Source organism: Devosia sp. A16 (assembly GCF_001402915.1).
In the GTDB taxonomy this organism is placed as follows: domain Bacteria; phylum Pseudomonadota; class Alphaproteobacteria; order Rhizobiales; family Devosiaceae; genus Devosia_A.
On record NZ_CP012945.1, the window covers coordinates 3721207 to 3745233 of the forward strand.

Consider the following 24027-nt stretch of genomic DNA (forward strand, 5'->3'; position numbering starts at 1 on the left):
GCCATGCGCCTCTTCCCGGCATATCGTCTCGAAGCGCGCCGCGGCTGCCGACAGGCGGCGCTCGCGGTGCCGGAGGATCGTGAACTGGCGAGGCGGCAGCTCGATCAGCAGGACCTGCAGCTCCGTCGCTGCTGACCCTCGTCTCGATGGCGGCGCTCGGACTGTCGGTCGATCTGCGCGGCGTCCTGTCGTCGGGCGTCCTGGCCGCCGGCATTCTGTCGATCGCGGCGCTGGTGCTGCTGGCCGTCGGCACCGCCTTGCTCCGCGGCGGAGGCCGATCAGCGGGCCGGCGCTTCGATCGGGCGGGCCGGGGGCTGGTGGCGAGGCATGCGGCCCATCAGGGCCTTGAGCTCGACCAGCTCCGCGCTCTGTCGGCTGTCGTCGGCAAGGGTGCGCACCCACAGGCTGTCCGGTTGATGCTGGTGTAGCGGCACCAGCCAGCGGCGGCGCCGGCGGATGGCGATGCGGCTGATGCCGCTGCGTTCCGCTTCGATGGCCAGCATCAGGTCATCCATGTCGCCATGCGGCCAGCGACGCGGGTCGATGTTCAGCAATTCCGACGGAAACGCCACTGTCCCGCAGCCGAGTTCGTCGATCACGCGATCCAGCCGCAGCCGGCGGGCGAAGTGGCGGCTCTTGCGGTCCCGGGCGTAGCTTTCACCGGGGCCGGGATAGTCGGTGCCATGCACGCCGACAAAGGCCTGTCCGCCATAGCGCAGGATGGCTGCGGTCATTCGCGCCACGTAGTCGGGGGGATAGAGGATGTCGTCATCGAAGCAGAAATAGAGGCAGGGGCCGGCCTGTTGCAGCAGCCCGTAGAACTTGCCCGAGGCCCGGAACGCGCTGGCGGCTGGAGCCAGCACCGGCACGACGCGGGAGTGATGCGCCACCGCGGGGATGGCATCGTAGCCATGCAGGAACAGATAAAGCCGCTCCACCTGCGGCACGATGCTGTCCAGCACCTGTCCGAGGTCGCCGGCGCGGGTGGGAATGCTGGCCATGCCGCCGATGCGGGGCAGGGTGCCGAGGCGCAGTTGCTGACGCCGTCCGGAGCGGATGGATGCGGCGAGGCGCATCGTTATTGCGGCAAGTGTGGGGTTCATGTACCGGCAGGAGTTGAGTGCTGTTGGTGTCAGCCCGACACCCGAAATCGTCTCCTAAGGGCCTGGATATGTTACCGGTTAGCGGGGCTGACAACAATATATACCTTTCCCCGCATTACGACGACATTGCGTTCTCCCTGGGCGCCAGGGTCGCCGCGCTGCCGGGCGGCCGGCTGGTGAACCTGTTCACCCGCAGCGGCTATGTCGCCGGCACCTCCACCGAGCACTGGCCCGATGCAGAGACCATCGCCCGGGTGATGGTGCTGCGCCGCAAGGAAGACACGGCGTTTTCCGAGCGCTACCGAATGGAGCGCCTCGATCTCGGTCTCGATGAGCCGCCGGTGCGGCGGCGCTCGCCGTGGGATCTCGGTGGGCTCGCCGACGATATCGCGCAGGCCCGCGCCCCGCTGACCGAATTGCTCGCAGCGCTGCCCTCGGGCGTGCGGATCTTCTGCCCCGCCGGAATCGGCGGGCATGTAAACCACCTGGCCGTGCGGGCTCTGGTCATCGAACTGCTCTCCGAACTGGCCGGGCGTGCCGAGGTGCTGTTCTACGAGGATCTGCCCTACGCCGCATCGAGCCGGGCGCGGCGGCGCGGCATCCGCGATCTGCGTGCCGCGCTGCAGGGGTGGCAGTTGCGTCGGCAGACCTGGGCGTCGGGCGCCGCCAAGCTCGAGGCGGTGAACTGCTACCCTTCGCAACTGGCGGGTCCGCCCGCATCGCTGCGCCGCTTTTCGCCCCGCACGCTCTGGCCGATCGGTTGGCACGAGGCGGTCTGGCGGCTTGTCACGACGTCGTGATCGGAACTTTATCCGGCTGCGTCCGTTCGCTCGACGAAGATTGTGGCAGCCCGGATTGCCCATAGACTCCTGACACGCAAAGCAAGTCAGCATCGCTGCCATTTCAGTGCCGTACTTTGCCGCAAAGGTGAACGACAGATGAATGGCCTCTTTATTCAAGATTCAGCCAAACTTGGCATTTATCCGGCAACCAACCAAACCGACCCGAACCTGTAGGAGCGTGCCAATGCGCCTCGCGACCAAACTTGCCGCCGCTGTACTGGCCACCATCTGTGCCGTGGCCCCCGTCTATGCCTTCGCTGCCGATCCGACCGGGACTTGGCAGGCCGATGACGGCAAGAGCCGTTACAAGATCACCCAATGCGGCTCCGGCGCGCTCTGCGCCCGCCTGATCTGGCTCCGCGACAAGGATGACGTGAACCGGCAATACCTGAACCAGGTGATCGTGCAGGGCACCCAGTCCGCCGCCAACAAGTGGACCGGCACGGTCAAGCATGCCGGCGACATCTACTCTGGCACCATGACCATGACCGGCGATGACAGCCTGAAGGTCAACGGTTGCCAGGGCATTTTCTGCCAGACCGTCAAACTGAGCCGCGTTTGAGGCTGCACGAGATAGGCAGCCCCCAAGAACTGCCGCACTTGAAACCCGCGCCTCCGCCGGCGCGGGTTTTTTAGTGCCTGCTGCCTGGCGGCTAGAGATCGATCTCGTAGGCCGTCACGGAGGCCTTGGGGACGCGCAGCGGCCCGGCTGTCGCCTCGGTGCTCGTCGTTACCGCGAAGACCTCGAGAGCCGTGCTGTCAATCGCCGTATCGAGCGCCGGATTTATCCGGTGCGCCCGCACCGCCTTCGGCGTTGCGCCGCCCAGATCCAGGCTTACCGCCGCTGCGCTATCGAGGCTGGTATTGACCACGTGCAGGTAGAGGCGGTCGCCGGTCCGGCTGGCCGATACTTCGATCGTGCTGTCGTCGGACGAGATCGCGACGCCGTGTGTGCCCGAATGGCGCCGGAACAGCCGCATGACGTGACCGACCGGCAGCAGGTACGGCTGCTCGCGCGGCGAGCCCAGCAGCACGGCGTTCACCGTCCAACTGGTGCCGGCAAAATCGGCGAGGGTCGAGATATCGATGATGTCCGCGTGCCGCTCGAACAGTGCCATGCAGCGGGCGTGGTAGAGTCCCGAGATCCACTCGCGCAGCATTTCGGACTTGTTGTGCGGCTGGATCGACAGGTGCCCCTCGGTGATCGCCAGCCTGGCGGGCGTGCCGAGCTCCCGGAGCGTCGCACGGGCGCCCAGCAGCTTGTCCTCGACCTTGCGGTACATGCCGTCGAGCGCCTCCCAGGTGGCGCCATAATCCTTGCGATACTCGCGGCCGTGGAGCACCGACGGCTGATCTCCCGGGTTCTGGTGCATCATATGGATGGCCACCATGTCGACGAGGTCTCCGGCCTCCTCCACCAGCTCATTGGCCCACCATTTTCCGGTGTCGCGCTCCATGTCGCCCCAGCCGATCAGCTGGATCGAGGGATCGCGCGCCTTCATTGCCTTGGCGAACTCGACATAGTGCCGGGCGTTCTCGGCGCTGGTGAAGCGCTCGCCGGCCTTCGGATAGGACGTCTCGTTGCCGATCTGCCAGGTATGGATGGCCCACGGCGCCCGGCGGCCATTGGCAATGCGCTCGGCATTGTCGGGGTCGTTGCAGTAGCTGACGAGGTCGGCCGCTTCGGTCGCGTCGCCCGAACGGTGTTCGCCCAGTGCCGTGTTGATGTACTCGGGCCGACCGTCGGCGGCGAAGTTGATCGCCATGATCGGCTCGGCTGCCACGGCCTCGCAGAAGGCCAGGAATTCGTCGACGCCGACGACGTTCTTTTCCCACCCGCCCCACAGGTAGTTGACCATGTCCTTGCGGGAAGCGCGCGGGCCGACGCTCTCGCGCCACTTCCAGAAGCTGGTGAGGATGCCGCCCCAGCGGATCGAGCTGGGCGCCAGGTCCCGCACCACCTCGATGAAATCCGGGCGCCAGCGGTCGCTCAACGCATCCCAGCAGGCCTCGACCGACGAGTCGGTGGTGCCGAGCGGCTCCATGAACTGCATGTAGAGGCGGGGCGAAATGGCGTGCAGCGGCCGCGGGTCGACCTTGATCGTCGGCATGAAGAGCTCCTGAGATTTACTTGATGCCCGAAGTCGGGCGCATTCCGCTGACGATCCAGCGCTGCCCGATAAGGAACAGCAGGATCATCGGCAATGAGGTGACGAAGGCAGCGGCGAGGATGACCGTGTAGTTGAGTACGGCGCTGGTGTCGGCGCTGAGATAGGCGATGACCACCGGCACAGGCATGGCCTGGGGCGTATTGGTGACGATCAAGGGCCAGAGGAAATTGTTCCAGCTGTAGAGCGCCGTGATCACCGTCACGGTGAGGATCGAGGGCATGGCCAGCGGCACCATGATCTTCAGGAACACCTGGAAATCGGTAGCGCCATCGATGCGGGCCGCCTCGTCGAGCTCGCGCGGCACCTGCATGAAGAACTGCCTGAGGATGAAGATGCCGATGACGCGCGGTAGCCCCGGCAGGATCACCCCCCACAAGGTGTTGACCAGCCCGATATTGGCCATCAGGTCATAGAGCGAGATTACCTCGAGGATGCCCGGCATCATCATCGAGACCAGCACCAGGGCGAACAGCACGTTGCGTCCGATGAACCTGGTGCGCGCGAACGCATAGGCGGCGGGGACGTCCAGCAGCAGGATACCGGCCACCTGCAGCACCATGATCACCGTGCTGTTCCAGATGCCGGTGGGGACACTGACCCCGCGCTGCGTTTCGGTGAGCACCTTCCAGTAGTTGTCGAGCGTCCACTGGGTGGGGATGAACACCCCCTTCAGCACATCGCTCGCCGGCGCGAACGAGAACAGCACCAGCGAAACCAGCGGCAGGAACCACAGCGCCGCGAGCACGGCGAGGATGATCCAGCGGGTGACCTGTGACCCCTTGCGTTGCTGCATGGCTCAGGCCTCCCGACGGAAGAAGCGGAACTGGATGAAGCTCAGCGTCGCAATGACGATGGTGATGACGACGCCGATGGCCGCGGCGCGGCCGAGCGCGAAGCGTTGGAAGCCTTCCTCATAGAGCAGCATGGTGAGAACGGTGGTCGAGCCGAACGGCCCGCCCTGGGTCATGATCAGCACTTCGCCGAAGATCTGGAAGGCCTGGACGATCGAGAGGACGACGACGATCAGCAGGATCGGCCTCAGCAGTGGCACGGTGATCAGCACCAGATCCTGCAGGGCCGTCGAGCCATCGAGCCGCGCTGCCTCGTAGAGTTCGTCGGGGATGTTCTCGAGCCCGGCGAGCAGGATGATCACCATGAACCCGACATTGATCCACAGCGTCACCAGGCTGACGACGAACAGCGACCAGCCTGGTGTCTGCAGCAGGTTCTGGCCCGGCAGGCCAAAAAAGCTCAGCACCTTGTCGATGGTGCCGATATTGGGTTCGAACAGCCAGTTGAAGGCGATCGCGGCGACCGCGACGTTGATCACGATGGGCAGGAAGAACGCGGTGCGGAAGATGCCGATACCGGGCAGCTTGCGGTGCAGCATCACCGCCAGCACCAGCGAGATCACCGTGATCATCGGCACGTACATCGCAGCAAAGCCGCTGGTGACCCAGAACGATTTCCAGAAGCGGCTGTCTCCGAGGAGCGAGGCGTAGTTGCCGAGCCCGACAAAGGCGTTGGGACCGAAAATGCCCCAGTCGAACAGGCTCATGTAGAGCGCCCGGCCGACCGGGTAGGCGACGAATACCGCGAACAGGGCGACATAGGGTCCCGCGAGCAGGTACGGGAACAGGGTCGAGCGGAGGCGGGACATCGCGGGCCTTCAGGTCGGTCGGGAAAACGGCGGCCGGCATGCCGGCCGCCCAGGCGAGGGAGGGGCGTTACTTCTTGGCCAGTTCCTGGCGGATGCCGTCGACCAGCATCTGCACCGCCTGGTCGATATCGACCTGGCCGGCGTAGAATGCCTCGGCCGTGGTTTGCACCACGCGATCGACCTGCGGCTGCACCGACAGCGCCGGCGGGAAGTGGACGTAGTCGAGCGAGGTGGCGACGATGCTCTGTTCGGGCAGCGCCTTGAACTCGTCGCTGTGCAGCGTCGTCAGCTTGGCCGGCATCTTGCCGGTTTTGGCCCAGGCGATGGAGTTGTCGCCGATCCACTTGATGAAGACCAGCGCATCGGCGCGCGCTTCCGGCGGGGTGCCCCGGGGAATGACGAAGTTGTGCCCCAGCGCGAAGGTCGCCGGACGCTCGCCGAAGGTGGGCAACGGCGCGACGCCGAAGTTCAGCCCCTGATCAGCGGCGGCAGCCTGGTAAACCGGCAGGTCGGTGATCTGGTTGATGACGATGCCATACTTGTTCTGGGCGAACTGTGCCGGAACGTCCGAGATGATCTCCTTGGGCACGAGCCCGGCATCCATGTACGCCTTCAGGGTTTCGAGCGACTTCTTGGCGGCATCGGCAAAGCCTTCGGCAACGTCGGTCTGGTCGGCGTTGTAGAGTTCGTCCTGGTACTGCCAGTAGATCGAGTAGAAGTTGCGGAAGGCGCCCGAGCCGTTGAGCTGGAAATGCAGCCCGTGCACGCCATTGCCGAGCGCCTGGATCTTGGTCGCGGCATCGAGCAGTTCGGCGCCAGTCCTGGGCGGATTGTCCGGGTCGAGCCCGGCCTCGGTGAACAGCGTCTTGTTGAAGTAGATGTGGCGCGGGAACGCGTCGATCGGCACTCCGTAGCGCTTGTCGGCGACGACGCCGGCCGACCACAGCTGCGGGATATAGTCGGCCTCGGCCAGGCCGGCCGCGGCGATTTCCTCCGGCGTGTAGGCCTCGAGCGCGCCCTGCTTCACGAAGCCGGCGATCTGGTGCGAGTGCATCACCGCGAGGTCCGGGGCGGTGCGCGAGGCCATCGAGACCGAAAGCTTGGTGTAATAGTCGTCCCACGGAATGATCAGGAGGTTCACGCTGACCCCCGCTGCAGCTCCGGCTCCGGCATTGAACTCCTTGACCAGCGCATCGATGGCGGTCCCGTCGGGACCCGTGAACGGGCTCCAGAACTCCACCTCACCGGCGAGTGCCGCCAGCGGTACGAGTGTCGCGCTGACCAGCGCCATGGCCGACACGGCCATCCGGTTCATTGCCTTCATGATCTTCTCCTCCTCGTCGGGCTTCGGCCACAACCTTCTTGCACACGCTACTGATATATTAGTATCTAAGTCAACGGCCCTCGCACCTCGCTTTAGCGGGTGAGCGCGTGCTAAGGTTCAGATCGTGGCTCTCAAACGCCCGGAAATTAGCGGTTCTGCTATATGGAATTGCCCAAGGAATCGGCCCGGCAACGGCGGCGCACCAGCCCCTCACGCGTCGCGGGGAGCGGCTCTGCCTCTGCTTGGCGACTAGTATATCAGAACCTCAGGGAGGACATTGTGTCGCTGCGGGCAAAGCCCGGCGATCCGATCAGCGAGAAGGAAGTGGCGGCCCGCTACGGCGTCAGCCGAACGCCGGTCAGGGAAGCGATCCAGCGGCTCGCCGACGAGCGGCTGGTCGAGATCTATCCCCAGTCCGGGACCTTCGTCGCCCGCATTCCCTACGACGACCTTCCCGAGGCGATGATCATCCGCAAGGCGCTGGAAACCGCCTCGGTCCGCTTGGCCGCCCAGAAGGCGAGCAAAAGCCAGCTGCTGGCATTGGCGACCATTGTCGAACAGCAGCGCGAAGCAGCCGAAGCCAATGACCGCGGCGCCTTCCATCGCGCCGACGAGGCCTTCCACGCCAAGATTGCCGAGATCAGTGGCTTTCCCGGCATCTGGCGCCAAGTGCTGCAGGTCAAGGTGCAGGTCGACCGCTATCGCCGGCTGACCCTGTCGCAGCAGGGCCGCATGGAGCAGGTCATTGGCGACCACGAGCGCATTCTCGCCGGCATCGCTGCCGGCAGTGCCGACGATGCCGAGCAGGGGATGGCGCACCACCTCGATGCCGTTTTGCCCGATGTTCCTGAGGAGCAAACGCCCGTCGGCGAGTGACCGCCGTGATGGAACGGCAATGCAAGGACGAAGTTGCTCCTCGGCCAACCGAGGAGACAGAACATGAAAACCACTCTCGCCGCAGCTTTGCTGTTCGTCGCGGCTTCATTCGGGGCGTCGGCTCAGGATCGGACGATCAATGGTCAGACGGTGCCCGAGAGCCAGGTGGCAGCCGTCGACAAGCTCTGCGCCGAGCTGCAGCTTCAGCAGGGCACGACCGGCACGCAGGAGCCCGAAACCAGCATGGACAAGAACACCCAGGAGCAACTCGCACCCGCCTCCGGTGCTGCGGGCGAGCTGGATCTGTCCTCGATCACGCTGGAGCAGTGCATAGCCGGTGGTTTCGTCGCCAAGGCCAAATAGGCCGCCGTTCCGAAGCCCCGTTCCGTTCGAGACCGGGGCTTCGCGTTCCTGTTGCTAAAGTTTTCCCCGAACCCCGGCGGTAATGCTGAGGCTGTAGCTGTCGCCCACGTGGCTGAGGCTGGTGCCGACATTGGCCTCGCCATAGAGCGAGAGGGCGTCGCCGGCCCAGTTCACCGAGCCGCCGAGGCCGACGGTGCCCCAGAGCGGGTCGCTCTTGCTGGTCAGCGTGTCGCCGCCGATGCTGGTCGCCGTGCCATCGAGGAACTCGTAACTGAGGGTGGCAATGCTGTAGAGCCGGCTCCGCCCGGTGTCGCCGGCAGCATCCTGCCACTCGATCTCGTAGTCGGCCGAGATCCCGAGGCGGCCGATGAGGCTGTCGCCACTCTGCAGCGCCACTGTCGCGCCGTAGGTTTCGAACTCGTCGAATTCGACCGACGAATAGCTGAGCTGCGCCTGCGGGGTGACCGACCAGTTGTCGCCGAAGTCGATCTCCTGGCCCGCCTCGAGGCTGAGCGCATAGCCGAAGCCGGCATTGCCCGAAACGATGGTGGTGTCGAGCGTTTCGGAATTCAGCGTGCTGTCAAACCAGGTGAACCGGCCTTGGGCATCGAGATAGAAGCCCCCCTTGCCGTACCAGGTCAGCGTGGCGCCAAGGCCGTAGCCGTTGCTGTCGACGCTGCCGATGCCGGAGGCGGCGCTGATATCGGCCGAGATGGCGCCGTAGTAGGCATTGACCCCGGCCACCAGCGTGTCGGCGTCGTTCGCCGTGAGTACGCCATCGAGCCCGGCCTGCAGCTTCCACGTGGTCACGTCGTAGCCGGCGCCGGTCGACGAATCCGGCGCGATAGAAACGCGCCCGCCCTCGATGCGACCCCACAACCCGCTGCCGTCGGACAACGTGCGGTTACCGATGCGCTGAGCAAGGCTCTCGGTCGTGTTGAAGGTCTGCAGGGCTGCCCCGACATAGGCTTCGATGACTGGAGCGCCCGGCTGGAACACCGGCTCGTCGTCGATAATGTTGCGCAGGTACCAGTCGCCGTCGCCGTTATTCTGGTAGAGCCCATAAAGATAGGCACCGCCGATCACCGCCTGCTCGCCGTTGAAGGTGGTATCGCCCAGGAGGCTGAAGATGCCGTCGGAGGTACCGCCGATATCGACGATCTTGATGCCGGTAGTGGTTACTCCGCCGACGCCGCCCATGTTGGTGACGGCGACATTGGTAGTGCCGGAGGTATTGCCGGTGACGACGAGCCGATCGGTGAGCGACGAGTCGTCGCCCAGCACCGTGTCGATCAGCAGCGTGTTGCCCGAGCCGGCGTAGTCGCCGTTCAGTGTCAGTGTGCCGATGGCGTTGTCGCCTCCGGGCGAGATCACATCGGCGGTAAGCACCTTGCTGCCGAGGACGACCGTGCCGCTGCCGGCGAGGCGCGGGGCCGTGATGCCGCCGGCGGTGATGCCTGAGATATCGAAGGTGCCGTCGGCGACAATGCCGCTGGTCCCGGCAAGGGAGCCGGAACCGGTCAGCGCCAATGTGCTGCCGCTGCTGATGCGGGTCTGGCCGGCGTATGTGCTGGCCTCGCTGAGGGTGAGCGCGCCTGCGCCGGTGACGGCCAAGCCGCCAGCGCCGCTAAAGCCCACCGCGCCGATGGCGAAGCCGTTGGTGTCCACGGTCAGCCCGCCGGCCGCGATGGTCAGCTGGTTGACGGCAAACCCATTGGTGAAGTTGGCATTGTCGGCGAGCGCACGAAGCGTGCCATTGTCGAAGGTTGCCTCCGCGGTCCCGGCCAGCTTGCTCAGACCGGTCGTCGCCAGCACGCCGCCGCTCCTTACGTTGAGCGCACCGGAGACCGCAGCATTGAATGCCATGCGTACGCCGCTCTGCGCCGTGACCAGCGCCCCATTCTCGATGTTCAGAGTTCCGGAACCGGTGCCGCCGACCGTCAGGTTGCCAGTGGTCGTCCAGCGCGATCCCGCGCCGGTGACGGTGACGGTGCCGTTGCTTCCCACCGCCGACCCGATGCTGGCGACGCTACTCGACAGTGCGCTGCCATTCTGGACAGTCAGGCTCGCCGTCGTGCCGGCCGAGCCGATCAGGAGGCCTGCCGTACCGACCGTCTGGGCGCCGCTCACCCCCAGCACCGTCGGATTCGCCGCCGAAGTCCCGATCGTGATGCCGACCACGCCCGGCACCACCCCGCCGCTCCAGTTCGACCCGACCGTCCAGTCGTTGCTGGTGCTGCCGGTCCAGACCTGCGCCATGGCCGGGCCGGCGAGCAGGATCGCAAGGGTGGTCACTGCCGCGCCGGCGAGTCGCCGCGTGAGAGCGGCGCGCGCTGGTGCACCTGAGCCGCCCTCGTGATCGCACAGGAAACCAGCTGTTCGCTCGCCCGGTGCGCTCATCACAATGATCATCTTCATCTCTCGCTTTGGCGAGTGGCCTCGCCGGTGGTCCGCCGGTCGCATCGACAAGATGCGACTATTCATTCAGTCCAGACAGTGAGTTATTCGAAACGTGGGACACGCTAGTGATGCGCTGCCTCGACTTGAAAACTAACCGTCAAGCACAGTTTTGGTCGACCTTCGACTAAGCTTGGGGAAGCGCAAGGGAGGGCCGCCAGATGCGGCATCTACTCCGCCGAGCGGCGACCCAACCCGCACCAGCCGCCGATCAGAGCTTCCCCCTGATGCCGGCGGTAATGCCGAGGCTGTAGCTGTCGCCCACGTGGCTGAGGCTGGTGCCGACATTGGCCTCGCCATAGAGCGAGAGGGCGTCGCCGGCCCAGTTCACCGAGCCGCCGAGGCCGACGGTGCCCCAGAGCGGGTCGGCCTCGTTGACGAGGGTATCGGCGCCGACGCTGGTAGCGAGCCCGTCCAGGAACTCGTAGCTGAGGTTGGCGATGCCGTAGAGGTGGGTGCGGCCGGCTTCGCCGGAAGTGTCCTGCCACTCGGTTTCATAGTCGGCGGAGAGGCCGAGACGGCCGATCAGGCTGTCGCCGCTCTGCAGCGAGACGGTCGAGCCGTAGGAGTCGAAGTTCTCGAAATCGACTGAGGAGTAGGCGAGCTGCGCCTGCGGGGTGACCGACCAGCCATCTCCCAGCGCCAGTTGTTGGCCGGCCTCGAGGCTGAGGGCGTAGCCGAAGCCGGCATTGCCGGAGACCACAGGACCATCGAGCAGGTCGGCGCTGAGGGTGCTGTCGAACCAGTTCAGCTTGCCCTGCGCGTCGAGATAGAATCCCTCGCTGCCGTACCAGGTGAGCGTGGCGCCCAGGCCGAAGGCGGTGCCTTCGATGGCGCCATCGCCGGAGGCCGAGCTGATGGCGGCCGAGATGGTGCCGACCTGGAGGTTGACGCCGGCGACGACCGAGCCGTCCTCTGTCTCGCTGAGCACGCCATCGGCACCGGCCTGCAGCCGCCAGGTGTCGACGTCATAGCTGGCGCCGGTTGTCGAGTTGTCGGGGGCGAGCGAGGTGCGGCGGGCATCGATCCGGCCCCAGATGCCGTTGCCCTCGGCGCCGCCGGACCACGAGCGGTTGCCGATCCGTTGCTGCAGGCTTTCGCTGGTGTTGAACGACTGGAGCGCGGCGGCGGCATAGGTCTCGATGACCGGCGCGGCCGGCTGGAACACCGGAGTGTCGTCATCGGGGTTGAGGATCGAGCGCAGGTACCAGTCGCCATCGGCGTCAGTGAGGGTGCCCTGGTAGAGGCCGTAGAGATAGGCGCCGCCGATCACCGCCTGCTGGCCGTCATGGACGGTGTCGCCGAGGAGGCTGAACGTGCCGGTGGACGTGCCGACCACGTCGATGATCTTGATGCCGTCGGTGGTCTGCCCGCCGCCACCCCCGAGGTTGGTGACGCGCAGGTTGGTGGTGCCGGTGCTGTTGCCGGTGATCGTCAGCAGGTCGGTGAGGGAGCCGTCGCCGCCCAGAACGGTCTGGGTCTGCAGCAGCCCGCCAGCGCCGGTGTAGTCGCCGTCGATGGTCAGCATACCGATACCGTTGCTGCCGGGGGCGATGGCGCCACCCACGGCGAGGCTGGTGCTGCCGACGATGCCGGTGCCGGCAAGCGTGCCGCCCGTGACGTTCACCGTGCCGCCGAGCTCGCCGTTCACCTCGAGCATGCCGCCGCTGATCGTGGTGAGGCCGGAAAAGCCGAGCTGGTCGGCACCGAAGATGGTACGCCCGGCGATCTGGTTGATAGCGCCGGTGCCGTTGATCGGCAGGTCGAAGACGTAGCCGGTTTCGGTGTGGTTGAAGTTGACCTCGGCGCTTGCGGCGAGGGTGATGGCCAGAGCCTCCAGCGTGCCGGCTGCGGTGGCCGCTTCGCCCACCGCGCCGCCGATGTTGAGGGTGGCGTTGCTGTTGACGTTGGTGCCGCCGAGGATGAGCGCGGACGCGCCGCCGTTCACGACGACCTTGCCGTCATTGGCGATGGTAAGCGTGCCCGTGCCGGTGGTGCCGACGGTGATCGTGCCGGCACGGAGCTCGGACCCGGCTCCGGAAACGAGGGCCGCAAAGTTCGGCACGGCACCCCGGTTGCCGTTGGCGATGAAGGCGGAGGTCGCCGTGACGAGGCCGCCATCGGTCACCTGCAGCGTGCCCTGCTGCATGTAGAGCGTCTCAGCCTCGAGCTTCGATCCGGAGCCCGTGACGGTAGCGTGAAGAACTGCGCCGGCCGTTACTGTCGTCCCGGACGCTCCGAAATTGACGTGGGTCGCGGAGTCGAACAGGCCGCCATTCCGGATGTTGAGGAACGACTCGCCGCTCAGCGTGGCGTTGAGGCTACCGGTGAGGATCGCCGACCCGGCCCCGTCGACGGTGATGGTGCCGTTGCGGATGCGAATGCCCGCCGCACCCGTATCCAGGCGACCCTGGTTTTCCACCAGCAGGGTGCCCTGGGACGTCCCGCCGCCGATATCGAGCGGATCGCTTCCGGTGGCGACAAGCTTCGTCCCTGCGCCCGAGATCGTGAGGCTCGCGACTTCGCCGGGATTGGTGCCGAGGCCCAGTTGCGTGATCGTCCCGCCCTGCGAGGTTCCGAACGTGATGACGCTGCCGCCGTTGACGAGCGTGTTGCCCCCGCCAAGGCCGAGCCGGGAGATGCCGGACGCGGTCACGCCGTTGATGATGAGCTGCCCGGCACCAAGCTTGCCGAACGCCTGCGGATTGAGGCCGCCGGTGCCCACGATGTTGCCGGTGAGGGTGAGCGTTGCGCCGCTTGCGACATTGAAGCTGGCGGCAGAACTGTAGGTGAGCGTGTTGGCGCCGGTGGCGATGGTGATGGCCTTGCCCGCGATCGCGGGGGGCGGGCTGGTTATGGAGAAGCTGCCGGTGAGCGTGATGGTCGAGGACGGATCGCCGCTCGCCTGGGCATCGCTGATCGCCTGGTACAGCTCCGTCTGGTTCGCCGCGGTGAATGCCGCCGCGCTCACCGGGGTCACCAGTGAAACGATCGCCAGCGTCAGCAACGAGACACCCGAGAAGAGGGGGGCAGCGCGCCCGGCCCCGCAGACGCGCGCGGCACGGCGCACGGTGCCTGCGGCACCGGCATTCGAACTCAGTCCTGTCATCTCAACTCTCGTTAGTTGGCGAATGGCCTCGCCGGTGGTCCGCCCTATGCATTGTCAAGCTTTGATGCGACCAAATCGCTCAATCCGGACAATGATTTATTCGCAATGATGACAACGTTAGCTCATGCTGGCCACCTTGGAAATGACACTATTGATCACAATTTGGCCGACTTTCGACTAAGCTCGCAGGGCGAGGTCCAGTGTGCTGGTTTGCATCAGCGCTGCAGCCAATGCGGCGTCGGAGCGGCGGACGTGAACTGTCTCCGCGGCCAGCATCCGGCCGACCTGCTCTCTCACCACCAGGTGCAGGTCGAGCACCCGGCCAACCAGCACAACCGGAAGGCTGCGCGTGCGCCCGATCAGTGCTGTGGCGAGGCGGGCCAGCTCGGTGCCCGCGGTGCGCAGGATCGCTGCCGCGGCCGCATCGCCGCGGGTGGCGGCGCGAGCCACGGCAACGGAGAGCACGCCAATGCGACCGCGGTCGCCGCCATAGACGTATTGGCGCACGTCATCCCAGGTGCTGCCGCCGATGGCGCCCAGCAACTCTTCGGCCAACACCGGGTCGCCGTCGAATGAAGCGTGGCGATCGAAGCCACGGTAGATGTGATCGATGGCCCGCAGCGCGATCCACGCGCCCGAGCCGGCATCGTCGATCAGCATGCCTCGACCACCGACGCGGATTCTCGATCCATCCGCGCCGATATGCAGGCCATACGAGCCGGTGCCGGCCGAAACCAGGTGCCCTTCACCCGGCGAGAACTGCTCGAGATAGGCGAGCGTCATATCGTCGACGGCAACGACGTTCGCAGGCGGAATGCCCAGCGGCTGGGCCAGCAACGCCCTGACGTCAGCCGCGGTGGAGGCGCCAAAGCCGGTCAGGCCTGCGGTGACCCGCTCGACGCTGAGGCCCTGTTCAGCCAGAATGCGCGCGACATGCTGGACGGCGCCGGACAGCCGGTGCCTTTCCACGGGCTCGAACACGCGGCCCGATGCCCCACCTGCCTCGCCGCGCGCAACCACAGCGCCCGAGGCGTCACATGCGACCCATCGGCTGGCGGTTCCGCCGATATCGAAGCCAAGCCGGACCGGGATACTCATGACGGTCTAGCCCTTCACGGCGCCAGCCGACAGCCCGGCCACCAGGTAGCGCTGCACCACGAGGAAGAAGGCCAGTGCGGGCAGGGCGAAGATCACTGCAGCCGCCATCATCTGACTCCAGTCGAGCGTGTACTCGCCGCGGAACGAGGTGAGGCCCACCGACAGCACCCATTGGTCCTGCGAGGCGATCAGCGTGCGGGCGAGGAAGAACTCGTCCCAGCCCGAGATGAACGACATCGCGACCACCACGACCAGGCCGGGCAGGGATAGCGGCAGGATCACCCGATAGAAGGCGCCCAACTGCGAGCAGCCGTCGATCATCGCCTGCTGCTCGATTTCGACCGGGATCTGGTCGAAGAAGCCTTTCAGCAGCCAGATGGCCAGCGGGAGGATGAAGGCGGTGTCGGCGATCGCCAGACCAACAAGGCTGTTGTAGAGCCCGATCTGCTGGAAGATGACGAATAGCGGCACGACGATCAGCGCCGCGGGCAGCAGCTGCGAGAACAGGATGATGACGGTGAAGACCGAAGTGGTCCTGGTCTTGAAGCGCGACAGCGCATAGGCCGCATTGATGGCGATGATGGTCGAGAACAGCGAGGTGCTGCCGGCAACGATCAGGGTGTTCAAGAGCCAACGGCCGATGTCGCGCTCCTCGAAGATGGTCCAGTAGGACTCGAGGCTGAACCCGCTCGGGATCAGGTGCGGCGGCCAGGTGAAGATGCTGTCGGTTTCGACCGAGGAGACGAACATCCAGTAGTAGGGGAAGAACACGATGGCTGCGCAGACCAGCGTCAGCACAAACCAGAACGCGTTGAGGATCGACTTCTTGCGCGTCGGGGTCATTTGGCCTGGTTGCTCCGCATGATGCTCCAGAAATAGACGAGGCTGAACGCCAACAGGATCAGCAGCAGCACGGTGCCGACAGCAGCCGCGTAGCCGACGCGCTGGTACTCGAAGGCGGTATTGTAGGTCAGGACGGACAGCGTCTCGGTCGAGCGGGCAGGGCCGCCGCGGGTCATCGCATAGATCATGGTGACGCGCCGGAACGAGTTGAGGATCAGCAGCAGGATCAGGATGACGTTCACTGACCTGAGGCCGGGAAGCGTCACATGCACGAAGCGCGTCCACGCCCCGGCGCCGTCCATCTTCGCGGCTTCGTACTGTTCCTCGGGAATGGTCTGCAGGCCGGCGAGCAGGATCAGCATGGCCAGGGGGAACTGCTGCCAGGCGGTCAGCACGACAAGCGCCGGCAGCGCCAGATGCGATTGCGACAGCCATGCCTGCGGCTGCTCGATGACCCCGATCAGCACCAGCAGATAGTTGCCGACGCCGAATTGCGGATCGAGCATCCAGGCAAAGATCAGGACCGCGACGACTTCCGGGATCGCCCAGGGCAGGATGAAGATCGTCCGGATGAAGCCGCGGCCTTTGAAATCCCGGTTCAGCAGCAGGGCGAAGCCCAGGCCGAGAACATAGGTGCAGATCACCGAGGCGGCGCCGTAGATGGCGGTCACCTTGAGCGAGTTCCAGAAATACTCGTCCTGGAACAAGGCGTTAAAGTTGGCGAGCCCGATGAACTTGCCGGCCGAGTAGTTGAGGATCCTGGTGTTGAAGAAGCTCAGGGCGACGCCCTGCACGATGGGCCAGATCAGGATCACGGCAAGCAGGACCGCAACCGGACCAAGCAGCCAGATCGGCAGCCAGTTGATGCGTTGCGTGGTGGCTCGTGGCATTGGCGTTCTCACATTGGAGCGCAGGAACGTCCCGGGGGCGGCGGGAGCCGTCCCTCGAAACGGGGAGTGGGGAGGCTGCTAGAGCGTTGCCTTCCAGTTTTCCAGCTTGGTCTGGAGGCTGTTCAGCCCGTCTTCGACCGACGCCTTGCCCGAATAGATCTCCGACAGAGCGTCGACCACCATCTGACGGAACTCGGCGGCCTGGATCAGGTAGCCCGGAGGAGCGTAGCCGATGCCGCCCGGATACTGCGCTGCGATATCGGCCATCTTGCCGACCCAGGCATTCTTGGCGAGGAATTCGGGACTCGCCTGCACCTTGGTGCCGGGGATCTGCAGCAGATCCTCGAGCCAATGGCGCTGCGCATCCTCGCTGAGATAGGCGGTGAGCAGCTTGCAGGCGGCATCGGGGTTCGGCGACTTGGCCGGGATCACGTAGAATGCACCGCCGGTGATCGCGGCATGGGTCGGGGTCGGCACCACCTCGAAGTCGATGTCGGCCATCATTTCGGGCTTCTGGCTCTGCACCTGCGTCATCAGCCAGGGGCCCTCGAACATGATGGCGACCTTGCCGTCGAGGAACAGGTCGCGCGCCTGGATCACACCGAGACCGACCGGGGCGAGTTGCTCGTCCATGAATCGCTTGATCCAGCCGATCGCCTCGATGTTCCTGGGGTCGTTGGCGGTGATGGTGCCATCGGGCTGCGACCAGTCAGAGCCGTAACCGAGCACCCACTGCATCGAGTTGATATAGACGTGCAGCGGTGCGGCCATGTCGTTGCCGAAGGCGTAGCCATAGGCGCCGGTCTTCTCCTTGACCGCCTTGGCGGCGGCGTAGAGTTCCTCGACCGTCTTGGGCATCTCGGCGATGCCGGCATCGGCCAGTAGCTTCTTGTTTACCACCACCGACCAGGGGCTCATGGTGAGCGGCACGCCATAAGTCTTGCCGTCCACCTGGGCAAAGCTCACCGAAGGCAGCAGGCGGTCGCCGAAGCCGCCATCGGCGATGCACTGGTCGAGCGGAGCCAACGTGCCAGCGTCGATCATCGGCGGCAGCATGGAGGTGAAGGCGGTCATCAGGTCGGGCACCGCGCCACCGGCGATCTGCGTGGTGACGACCTTTTCGAAGTCGGCGGACGGAATCTGGGTCGGCGTGACCTTGATGCCTTCGGCCGCCTCGAACTGAGCGGTGTTCGTCTTGAACCAGACGCCCACATTGCCCTCTTCCCACATCCAGCTTGGAACGCTGAGGCTCTGTGCCTGGGCGCTCCCGATTGCGAGGCTCAGCGTCGCAGCTGCGGCAGCGGATAACAGAAGGTGTTTCATCTACTAGTCTCCCTTGCTTGTACGAATTCGGAGCCCCCGCCCCGTATCTGCGCCGCGTCCAAAGCGGCGCGGAGAATGCCTCGAGCTTCCGCCAGTCGCGCTGCCGCCTGCGGGGTGTCGAGTCCCGAGAGCAACACAAAAACGGCGAGCTTGGTGTTGTGGTTGGCGCCTGCCAGAGCTTCGCGGGCTTGCTCGGTGGAGCAGCCCGTCGCCTGCACGACAATGCGGACAGCGCGGGCCCGCAGCTTTTCGTTTGTCGCCCTCAGGTCGACCATCAGGTTGCCGAAGACCTTGCCCATTCGCACCATGCTGGCCGTTGTCAGCATGTTGAGGATCAGTTTCTGTGCCGTCCCCGACTTCAGCCGGGTCGACCCGGCCAGAACTTCCGGCCCGACCTCTGCGGCAATCGAAATGTCCGCATCGCGCGTGATTGGGGAGCCGGGGTTGCAGGTAACGGCAATCGCCCTGGCCCCAAGGCTGCGAGCATAACGCAGCGCCGAGCCGGCATAGGGCGTTCTGCCCGATGCTGCGAGTCCCACCAGCACGTCGGTGGCGGCGAAGCCGATCCGTTGCAGGTCGGCTATCGCCGCTGCCTCGTCATCTTCCGCGCCTTCCACCGCATGTCGAAGGGCATGGTCGCCGCCGGCGATAAGGCCCACCACCATCGACTCGTCGACGCCGAAGGTGGGCGGGCATTCGGAGGCATCGAGAACGCCGAGGCGACCGCTGGTGCCGGCGCCGACATAGACCAGTCTGCCGCCGACGCTGAAAGCTGCAACGATGCAGCCGACCGCTTCCGCGACCTCGGGGAGGACTCTCGCGACAGCTGCCGCTACTGCGTGATCCTCGCCATTCATTGCCCGAACGAGCTCGATCGCGCTCATGCGATCGAGCTGATCTGTCCGGGGGTTGCGCGCCTCCGACACCAGTCCTTCCAGTTCCGACAGCAGTTCCACCTCGCTCTCCTCCCCGACAGCCTAGACGGCGAGCTGTACGGGCTGGCCGAGGCGAGCCGCATCGATCAGGGCGCTGATGATCCTGGTGTTGGCGAGCCCATCCTCGCCGGTGGCCAGCACCGGTTTGTCATGCAGCACCGCCTCGACGAAATGCACCACCGCATCGAGCACGAAACCGGTCAGGTGCGGGCCGAACGGCGGCACCAGCATATCGGGGAACGTGCCCTTTTCGCTGGTATAGAGTTCCATCGTGCGGTTGTGCGACCCGTCGATGTTGATGGCGCCCTTGCTGCCCAGGAACTCGAGCTTGAGGTCCTTCACCGTGTTGTAGGTGCGCGGCAGGATCCAGGCGTGCTCGAACACGGCCACGGTCCCCTTGGCATATTCGACGGTCGCGACGTGGAAATCCGGCGCGTCGACGCCCAGGTCCTTCAGCACTCCGTCGCGCGACACCACGTAGGCGCGCACCGGCTTGTCGTCGAGAATCCAGCCGACGACATCGATCATGTGGCTGCCCAGGAACCACAGTGCCGACGAGTTGCTCGACCATTTCAGCATGTCCTGGGGCACGGCAACGGTGTTGCTCAGTCGGGCATAGACGTAGGACGGCCTGCCGATATCGCCACGCGCCACGGCGTCGCGCGCCGCCACCATTGGCGGATTGGCCCGATTGTGGAAATCCACCATCAGCTTGACGCCGGCCTTGCGAGCGGCGTCGATCATCGCCTCGGCATCCTCGACGGTCGTCGCCAGCGGCTTTTCGACCAGGATGTGCTTGCCGGCTGCAATGGCGGCAAGAGTCGCGGCACGGTGGGCATGGTCGGGCGTCGCGATCGACACCGCCACCACGTCCGGGTCGGCGAGCACTTCGTTCAGATCGGTGGTGTATTTGCCCGCACCATAGGTCTCTGAGATGCGCTTGGCGCGTGCCTCGTCGAGGTCGCAGACATACTTGAAATCCACCAGCGGATGGCGGCTATACGCCTGAGCGTGCCTTTCGCCGAACAAACCGGCACCAACCAGGGCAAAACCGTTCTTCATAACTTCCTCGTTCCGAGAGCCCGGCGTGGGCTTTTGCCGGCCCTTCACTTTCGCTGCTCTTTATGATACCGGTATTATATTGCGGTATCAGGATATGGACGCACAATCGTGCAGCCAGACGTCAATCGCGGAGTCCAACCATTGGGGCAGGGCATCCCGGACTGCATACCGCCGACATCGAACGTGCCGCGGTTCTTTGGGAAGTGCCATTTATCTCGCCTCGCACCACGAATGACGTGCTATCCGCCCAAAGACCGGCTACATGGTTGTGAGCCGGTATCTTAACGGTCTGATAGTGGTATGATACATGTCCTACAAAACTCGTCAATAGAGCGTCATGGATAAGACCGGTACCCTTGTAACCCTCCTGTTGGAGAGGATTGAAAACGGCCAGTACCCCGCCGGAGAAGCGGTGCCCTCCGAGCGTCAACTGGGCGAGGAACTCGGGCTGTCGCGCACCACGGTACGGCGGGCCATCGACGACCTGGTGCAGCGCGGCCGCCTGCAGCGCCAGCCCGGTCGCGGCACCTATGTCGCCAGCGAGGTGGTGGCGAACGACGCAGCGGCCAGGGCGCAACGCATCGTCTCGGTGATCATACCGAGCTTCTCGAACCCCTATTACGGCGAGATGGTCAACGGCATCGAGAAGGAGGCTCGCCGCTACGACCTGCGTGTGATGGTCGGACAATCGGACTATTCGACCGCAAGCGAGAGCGCCCAGCTCAGCCAGTCTGCGCTCGATCCTGCGATCTGCGGTGCCTTGGTGGTTCCTGACTCGGTCGGGCAGCCATCCGGCGGCGTGCAGCAGTTTCGCTCAGCCGGTAAGCCGCTGGTCTACATTGGACGCTGGCCCAAGGGTGTGGCCTGCGACGGCGTGTGTGTCGACTACCGGATGGCCGCTCTGCAGGCAGTGGAGCATCTTATCGGGCTGGGGCACGAGCGCATCGCCTACGTTGCGGGCTTGCCGCATCTGCCAGGCTTTTCACCCTATGACGGCTACGCTGAGGCCGTGCGTGACCACAGGATGTCGATCGGGCCGGAACTGGTTCGCACCTACGAGCTGCCCTCGGAGGCTGCAGGACGGCAGGCCGTTGCCGACCTCGTGTCGAGCGGAGTCAAGTTTACCGCCATCTTTGCCCGCAACGACGTGACGGCAATGGGCGTCATTCAGGGATTGCGCGAGGCCGGTCTGCTTGTGCCACGGGACGTCTCAGTGGTCTCCATCGCCAATAGCCTGTGGTCGCGTTCCCTCGATCCGCCGCTGACCAGCGTGAACCCTCACCCCGGCCCGGTCGGCCAGTTGGCAATGCGGATGCTGAACGATCGACTGGAGGGGACCTACACCGGCCCGCCTATCAAGACGATAGTTGCTCCCGACCTCATCATCCGGGCATCGACAGCCCAGCTGCTGACCCCCTGAGGGAACCGGAGGTTCGCATGGAAGCGATCGGCATCGTGTCATTCACGAAACTCACGGCGGCGCAGCGCGAGTCCGCCGCGGAGATACTCGTCGCCGCGCTCGCACATGCCCCGGGCGCCTGGAAAACCATGGATGCGGCGCGCAACGTTGTCGCCAGGCTCACGGCTGACCCGAAATGGAGCGGCCTTGCGGCGGTGGCCGACGACGCCGTGTTAGGTTGGGTCGGGGTGGTCGAGCGCTATTCGCAGGCCTGGGAACTGCATCCGCTCGCCGTCGCTCCGGCTGCTCAGGGGCGGGGCATCGGCCGGCAACTGTTGACGGCGCTCGAGGACAAGGTCCGCGCGGCCGGCGTCCTGACGCTGTATCTGGGCAGCGATGACGATTTCGGCGGCACGACGGCGTTTGGCGCCGACCTCTATGCCGATATGGCATCAGCGTTGCGCGATCTGGCCGCGGTACCCGGTAGCAAGCACCCGCTCGAATTCTACCGCAAATGCGGGTTTCAGGTCATCGGCTTCATCCCCGACGCCAACGGGACGGGTAAGCCGGACATCTGGCTGGGCAAACGTCTGTAGGGGGTAAGCGGCCGGTTGCCCGGCCGCCTGATGGCTCAGTCGTGATGCTCGGGCATCGCCTTGAGCGAGTCCTTGGTCCAGCTGGTGACGGCATGGACATCGCCACTCTCGTCACGCATGAACTCGAGCGCGCTGGCCGGGACGGCCACCGGCTTGGCGCCGATCCCGAGGAAGCCGCCGACATCGACGATGATCTCGCTGCTCAGCCCGGCACCGTGGACGTGCGATACGGTTCCGACCTTCTCGTCATCGGCGCCGTAGACGGTCGCGCCTTCGAGCGCGGCCGGGGTGAGCTCGGCATTGCCGAGGCGGATATGCGTGGAATGATCCATTGCAGGTCTCCTCTGTTTGGGGGTGTAGGGGTAACCCCCGGGGGCGCCGACCGTTCCGTCTTTTCCGGCGCTTTCCGCGGGCTCCGGCCGGCGACCATTCGCGGTGCCAGTAATCTCCAGCCGGTGATCACTGCGCTTGGATCGCCCCCTCCATCCGCGAGGAGGGGGCGGCCAGCTTACTCCGCTGCCTGCGGCATTGCGTTCGGCACCGGCGTACCCGACCGTGGCCCGACCGCGGCGATCAGGGTCGTCACTATGGCAAGTGCTGCGACAAAGGCGCCACCGGCAACATAGGGCTCCCAGTTGAAGCCCGGCGCGGCGGTGAAGATGGCCGAGACTGCCGCCAGCACGATGCCGCCGCCGATCTGGAACGCGGCGAACAGCAGCCCCGAGGCGAGGCCCGACTTGTCGTCTTCGACGTCGGCGAGCGCCGCGACCTGCACCGAGGGGTAGGTGGCGGCATAGCCGAGGCCAAGGAAGAGTTGAGTGACGATCACCAGCGTGATCGGCTCGATGCGGCCGATGGCCAGCACCCACAAGACATAGCCGATGGCCTGCAGCAGGACGCCGATGGCCATCACCCTGGTCGTGCCGTTGCGCTGGGCTACGCCGGCGAGTCGCGGGGCGAGGAACATCACGCAGGCGCCGCCGAGCGCGAAACTGAAGCCGGTGGCGAAGGCCGACCAGCCATAGACATGCTGGTAGTAGAGCGTCGCGAGGAACTGAAAGCCGACATAGACGCCCTGGAACAGCGCGGCGACGATGTTGGCGTGGCTGAGCTTCTTCCGCCGGAAGATCGACAGCGGCACCATCGGATCGTGATGGCGGGCCTCGACCACGAGAAAGATGACGATCAGCGCCAGGGCGGCGGTGAGCGGTCCCCAGGTGAGCGGGGCGGCAAAGCCCGAACCCGAGGCGTTGGTGACGCCGAATACGAACAGCAGCAGGCCAGGCGTGATGGTGATGGCGCCGGCCCAGTCGAACGAGGCGCGGGTCTGGCGGCTGTCCCTGTCGGGTGGCAGCACGAACGGCGCGATCAGGAGGACGAGGATCGCCACTGGCGCCGCCATTACCAGCGTGGCGCGCCAGGTGAAGACGGTGACCGCCCCGCCCAGCACCATGCCCAGCACGAACCCGGCAGCCCCGGTCGAAGCGAACAGCCCCAGCGCCTTGGCGCGGGCTTGGCCCTCACCGAACACGTTGAGCAGCAGCGCCAGCGCTGCCGGTGCGGTGAAGGCGGCGGCGATGCCCTTGATCAGCCGCGCGGCGATCAGCGTCGGGCCCGAGTCGACGAAGGCGCCGGCGATCGAGGCGGCGGCAAAGATGCCGAGGGCCCAGAGGAACACGCGGCGGTGGCCGAAGATGTCGGCGACGCGGCCGCCCAGCAGCAGGAAGCCGCCATAGCCGAGCACGTATGCACTCACCGCCCATTGCAGCACATTGGGCTCGAGCCCGAGTTCGGCCTGGATGGCCGGGAGGGCGACGCCGATGGTGGAAACGTCCATGGCGTCGAGGAAGTTGGCGGCGCAGAGCAGGAACAGGGCCAGCCCGGCGACGCCTCCGATCTTGGTGGAGGTCATCGAAATTATCCCTTTCGCAATGCCGCCGTCGCGCCAGGGAGGGGTGCGCCGGCCGGCAGAGGGA

The 24027-nt window shown here is 65.5% G+C and carries 22 protein-coding genes; 7 read left to right on the top strand and 15 right to left on the bottom strand.

Annotated features, from left to right (window positions below; translation table 11 throughout):
• Window positions 1–3 precede the first annotated feature (3 nt).
• Window positions 4–135 (top strand): hypothetical protein, encoded by a 132-nt coding sequence (locus APS40_RS25475; protein ID WP_257720960.1) that lies wholly within the window; start codon window positions 4–6, stop codon window positions 133–135.
• Between the two features lie 143 nt (window positions 136–278).
• Here the strand turns inward: APS40_RS25475 and APS40_RS17890 are convergent, their stop codons facing one another.
• A complete protein-coding gene (locus tag APS40_RS17890) occupies window positions 279–1076 on the bottom strand; it encodes a hypothetical protein (RefSeq protein ID WP_055048349.1) in 798 nt (265 codons plus the stop codon).
• Between the two features lie 95 nt (window positions 1077–1171).
• On the opposite strand from APS40_RS17890, the gene APS40_RS17895 reads away from it, so the two are divergent.
• On the top strand, window positions 1172–1903 hold the full coding sequence (locus APS40_RS17895) for a PIG-L family deacetylase (RefSeq protein ID WP_055048350.1): 732 nt from the start codon (window positions 1172–1174) through the stop codon (window positions 1901–1903).
• 226 nt (window positions 1904–2129) lie between these two features.
• Window positions 2130–2507 carry a DUF2147 domain-containing protein gene (locus APS40_RS17900; protein WP_055048351.1) on the top strand — a complete coding sequence of 126 codons (378 nt, stop codon included), beginning with the start codon at window positions 2130–2132 and terminating at the stop codon, window positions 2505–2507.
• Window positions 2508–2598: 91 nt separating this feature from the next.
• Here the strand turns inward: APS40_RS17900 and APS40_RS17905 are convergent, their stop codons facing one another.
• From APS40_RS17905 to APS40_RS17920, 4 genes are all read right to left on the bottom strand, one after another.
• On the bottom strand, window positions 2599–4056 hold the full coding sequence (locus APS40_RS17905; RefSeq protein ID WP_055048352.1) for an alpha-L-arabinofuranosidase C-terminal domain-containing protein: 1458 nt from the start codon (window positions 4054–4056) through the stop codon (window positions 2599–2601).
• A 16-nt stretch (window positions 4057–4072) separates the two neighbouring features.
• Window positions 4073–4909 (bottom strand): carbohydrate ABC transporter permease, encoded by an 837-nt coding sequence (locus APS40_RS17910; protein ID WP_055048353.1) that lies wholly within the window; start codon window positions 4907–4909, stop codon window positions 4073–4075.
• Window positions 4910–4912: 3 nt separating this feature from the next.
• Complete coding sequence (locus APS40_RS17915) at window positions 4913–5776, bottom strand: carbohydrate ABC transporter permease (RefSeq protein WP_055048354.1); 864 nt, start codon at window positions 5774–5776, stop codon at window positions 4913–4915.
• Window positions 5777–5843: 67 nt separating this feature from the next.
• Window positions 5844–7100, bottom strand: coding sequence for an ABC transporter substrate-binding protein (locus APS40_RS17920; protein ID WP_156342983.1), 1257 nt, complete (start codon window positions 7098–7100; stop codon window positions 5844–5846).
• A gap of 162 nt (window positions 7101–7262) precedes the next feature.
• Between APS40_RS17920 and APS40_RS17925 the strand changes: the two genes are divergently transcribed.
• Together APS40_RS17925 and APS40_RS17930 are read left to right on the top strand one after the other, a co-directional pair.
• A complete protein-coding gene (locus APS40_RS17925) occupies window positions 7263–7976 on the top strand; it encodes a GntR family transcriptional regulator (protein WP_082434503.1) in 714 nt (237 codons plus the stop codon).
• Window positions 7977–8039: 63 nt separating this feature from the next.
• Window positions 8040–8339, top strand: coding sequence for a hypothetical protein (locus tag APS40_RS17930; protein WP_055048356.1), 300 nt, complete (start codon window positions 8040–8042; stop codon window positions 8337–8339).
• Window positions 8340–8393: 54 nt separating this feature from the next.
• On the opposite strand, the gene APS40_RS17935 is transcribed toward APS40_RS17930, so the two are convergent.
• The 8 genes from APS40_RS17935 to APS40_RS17970 all read right to left on the bottom strand — a co-directional run bounded on the left by APS40_RS17935 (window position 8394) and on the right by APS40_RS17970 (window position 20056).
• Window positions 8394–10634, bottom strand: a complete 2241-nt coding sequence (locus APS40_RS17935; RefSeq protein ID WP_236884126.1) for an autotransporter family protein — start codon at window positions 10632–10634, stop codon at window positions 8394–8396.
• Between the two features lie 373 nt (window positions 10635–11007).
• Window positions 11008–13905: an autotransporter family protein gene (locus tag APS40_RS17940; RefSeq protein ID WP_055048358.1), complete on the bottom strand. Its 2898-nt coding sequence runs from the start codon at window positions 13903–13905 to the stop codon at window positions 11008–11010.
• Between the two features lie 177 nt (window positions 13906–14082).
• Complete coding sequence (locus tag APS40_RS17945; RefSeq protein WP_055048359.1) at window positions 14083–15003, bottom strand: N-acetylglucosamine kinase; 921 nt, start codon at window positions 15001–15003, stop codon at window positions 14083–14085.
• Between the two features lie 6 nt (window positions 15004–15009).
• Window positions 15010–15846, bottom strand: a complete 837-nt coding sequence (locus APS40_RS17950) for a carbohydrate ABC transporter permease (RefSeq protein ID WP_055048360.1) — start codon at window positions 15844–15846, stop codon at window positions 15010–15012.
• Entirely contained in the window at window positions 15843–16736 is an 894-nt protein-coding gene (locus tag APS40_RS17955) for a carbohydrate ABC transporter permease (protein ID WP_055048361.1), read from the bottom strand. The genes APS40_RS17950 and APS40_RS17955 overlap by 4 nt, the downstream gene beginning before the upstream one ends.
• A gap of 78 nt (window positions 16737–16814) precedes the next feature.
• On the bottom strand, window positions 16815–18059 hold the full coding sequence (locus APS40_RS17960) for an ABC transporter substrate-binding protein (RefSeq protein WP_082434504.1): 1245 nt from the start codon (window positions 18057–18059) through the stop codon (window positions 16815–16817).
• A complete protein-coding gene (murQ, locus tag APS40_RS17965; protein WP_082434726.1) occupies window positions 18056–19006 on the bottom strand; it encodes an N-acetylmuramic acid 6-phosphate etherase in 951 nt (316 codons plus the stop codon). Before murQ ends, APS40_RS17960 begins: the two co-directional genes overlap by 4 nt.
• A gap of 30 nt (window positions 19007–19036) precedes the next feature.
• The gene (locus APS40_RS17970; RefSeq protein WP_055048364.1) at window positions 19037–20056 is read right to left on the bottom strand and encodes a Gfo/Idh/MocA family protein; all 1020 of its coding nucleotides are present in this window, start codon (window positions 20054–20056) and stop codon (window positions 19037–19039) included.
• Window positions 20057–20393: 337 nt separating this feature from the next.
• On the opposite strand from APS40_RS17970, the gene APS40_RS17975 reads away from it, so the two are divergent.
• Window positions 20394–21476, top strand: a complete 1083-nt coding sequence (locus APS40_RS17975) for a GntR family transcriptional regulator (protein ID WP_082434505.1) — start codon at window positions 20394–20396, stop codon at window positions 21474–21476.
• A 17-nt stretch (window positions 21477–21493) separates the two neighbouring features.
• Entirely contained in the window at window positions 21494–22051 is a 558-nt protein-coding gene (locus tag APS40_RS17980; RefSeq protein ID WP_055048366.1) for a GNAT family N-acetyltransferase, read from the top strand.
• Between the two features lie 35 nt (window positions 22052–22086).
• Here APS40_RS17980 and APS40_RS17985 read toward each other — a convergent pair whose 3' ends face one another.
• On the bottom strand, window positions 22087–22383 hold the full coding sequence (locus tag APS40_RS17985) for a PRC-barrel domain-containing protein (RefSeq protein ID WP_055048367.1): 297 nt from the start codon (window positions 22381–22383) through the stop codon (window positions 22087–22089).
• A 176-nt stretch (window positions 22384–22559) separates the two neighbouring features.
• Entirely contained in the window at window positions 22560–23963 is a 1404-nt protein-coding gene (locus tag APS40_RS17990; protein WP_055048368.1) for an MFS transporter, read from the bottom strand.
• Window positions 23964–24027 lie beyond the last annotated feature (64 nt).

Excerpts from the sequence above, each read along its gene's own strand:
- APS40_RS25475 (WP_257720960.1), top strand. The coding sequence starts at position 4 with ATGCGCCTCTTCCCGGCATATCGTCTCGAAGCGCGCCGCGGCTGCCGA.
- APS40_RS17890 (WP_055048349.1), bottom strand. The coding sequence starts at position 1,076 with ATGCGCCTCGCCGCATCCATCCGCTCCGGACGGCGTCAGCAACTGCGC.
- APS40_RS17895 (WP_055048350.1), top strand. The coding sequence starts at position 1,172 with ATGTTACCGGTTAGCGGGGCTGACAACAATATATACCTTTCCCCGCAT.
- APS40_RS17900 (WP_055048351.1), top strand. The coding sequence starts at position 2,130 with ATGCGCCTCGCGACCAAACTTGCCGCCGCTGTACTGGCCACCATCTGT.
- APS40_RS17905 (WP_055048352.1), bottom strand. The coding sequence starts at position 4,056 with ATGCCGACGATCAAGGTCGACCCGCGGCCGCTGCACGCCATTTCGCCC.
- APS40_RS17910 (WP_055048353.1), bottom strand. The coding sequence starts at position 4,909 with ATGCAGCAACGCAAGGGGTCACAGGTCACCCGCTGGATCATCCTCGCC.
- APS40_RS17915 (WP_055048354.1), bottom strand. The coding sequence starts at position 5,776 with ATGTCCCGCCTCCGCTCGACCCTGTTCCCGTACCTGCTCGCGGGACCC.
- APS40_RS17920 (WP_156342983.1), bottom strand. The coding sequence starts at position 7,100 with ATGAAGGCAATGAACCGGATGGCCGTGTCGGCCATGGCGCTGGTCAGC.
- APS40_RS17925 (WP_082434503.1), top strand. The coding sequence starts at position 7,263 with ATGGAATTGCCCAAGGAATCGGCCCGGCAACGGCGGCGCACCAGCCCC.
- APS40_RS17930 (WP_055048356.1), top strand. The coding sequence starts at position 8,040 with ATGAAAACCACTCTCGCCGCAGCTTTGCTGTTCGTCGCGGCTTCATTC.
- APS40_RS17940 (WP_055048358.1), bottom strand. The coding sequence starts at position 13,905 with ATGACAGGACTGAGTTCGAATGCCGGTGCCGCAGGCACCGTGCGCCGT.
- APS40_RS17945 (WP_055048359.1), bottom strand. The coding sequence starts at position 15,003 with ATGAGTATCCCGGTCCGGCTTGGCTTCGATATCGGCGGAACCGCCAGC.
- APS40_RS17950 (WP_055048360.1), bottom strand. The coding sequence starts at position 15,846 with ATGACCCCGACGCGCAAGAAGTCGATCCTCAACGCGTTCTGGTTTGTG.
- APS40_RS17955 (WP_055048361.1), bottom strand. The coding sequence starts at position 16,736 with ATGCCACGAGCCACCACGCAACGCATCAACTGGCTGCCGATCTGGCTG.
- APS40_RS17960 (WP_082434504.1), bottom strand. The coding sequence starts at position 18,059 with ATGAAACACCTTCTGTTATCCGCTGCCGCAGCTGCGACGCTGAGCCTC.
- APS40_RS17970 (WP_055048364.1), bottom strand. The coding sequence starts at position 20,056 with ATGAAGAACGGTTTTGCCCTGGTTGGTGCCGGTTTGTTCGGCGAAAGG.
- APS40_RS17975 (WP_082434505.1), top strand. The coding sequence starts at position 20,394 with ATGGATAAGACCGGTACCCTTGTAACCCTCCTGTTGGAGAGGATTGAA.
- APS40_RS17980 (WP_055048366.1), top strand. The coding sequence starts at position 21,494 with ATGGAAGCGATCGGCATCGTGTCATTCACGAAACTCACGGCGGCGCAG.
- APS40_RS17985 (WP_055048367.1), bottom strand. The coding sequence starts at position 22,383 with ATGGATCATTCCACGCATATCCGCCTCGGCAATGCCGAGCTCACCCCG.
- APS40_RS17990 (WP_055048368.1), bottom strand. The coding sequence starts at position 23,963 with ATGACCTCCACCAAGATCGGAGGCGTCGCCGGGCTGGCCCTGTTCCTG.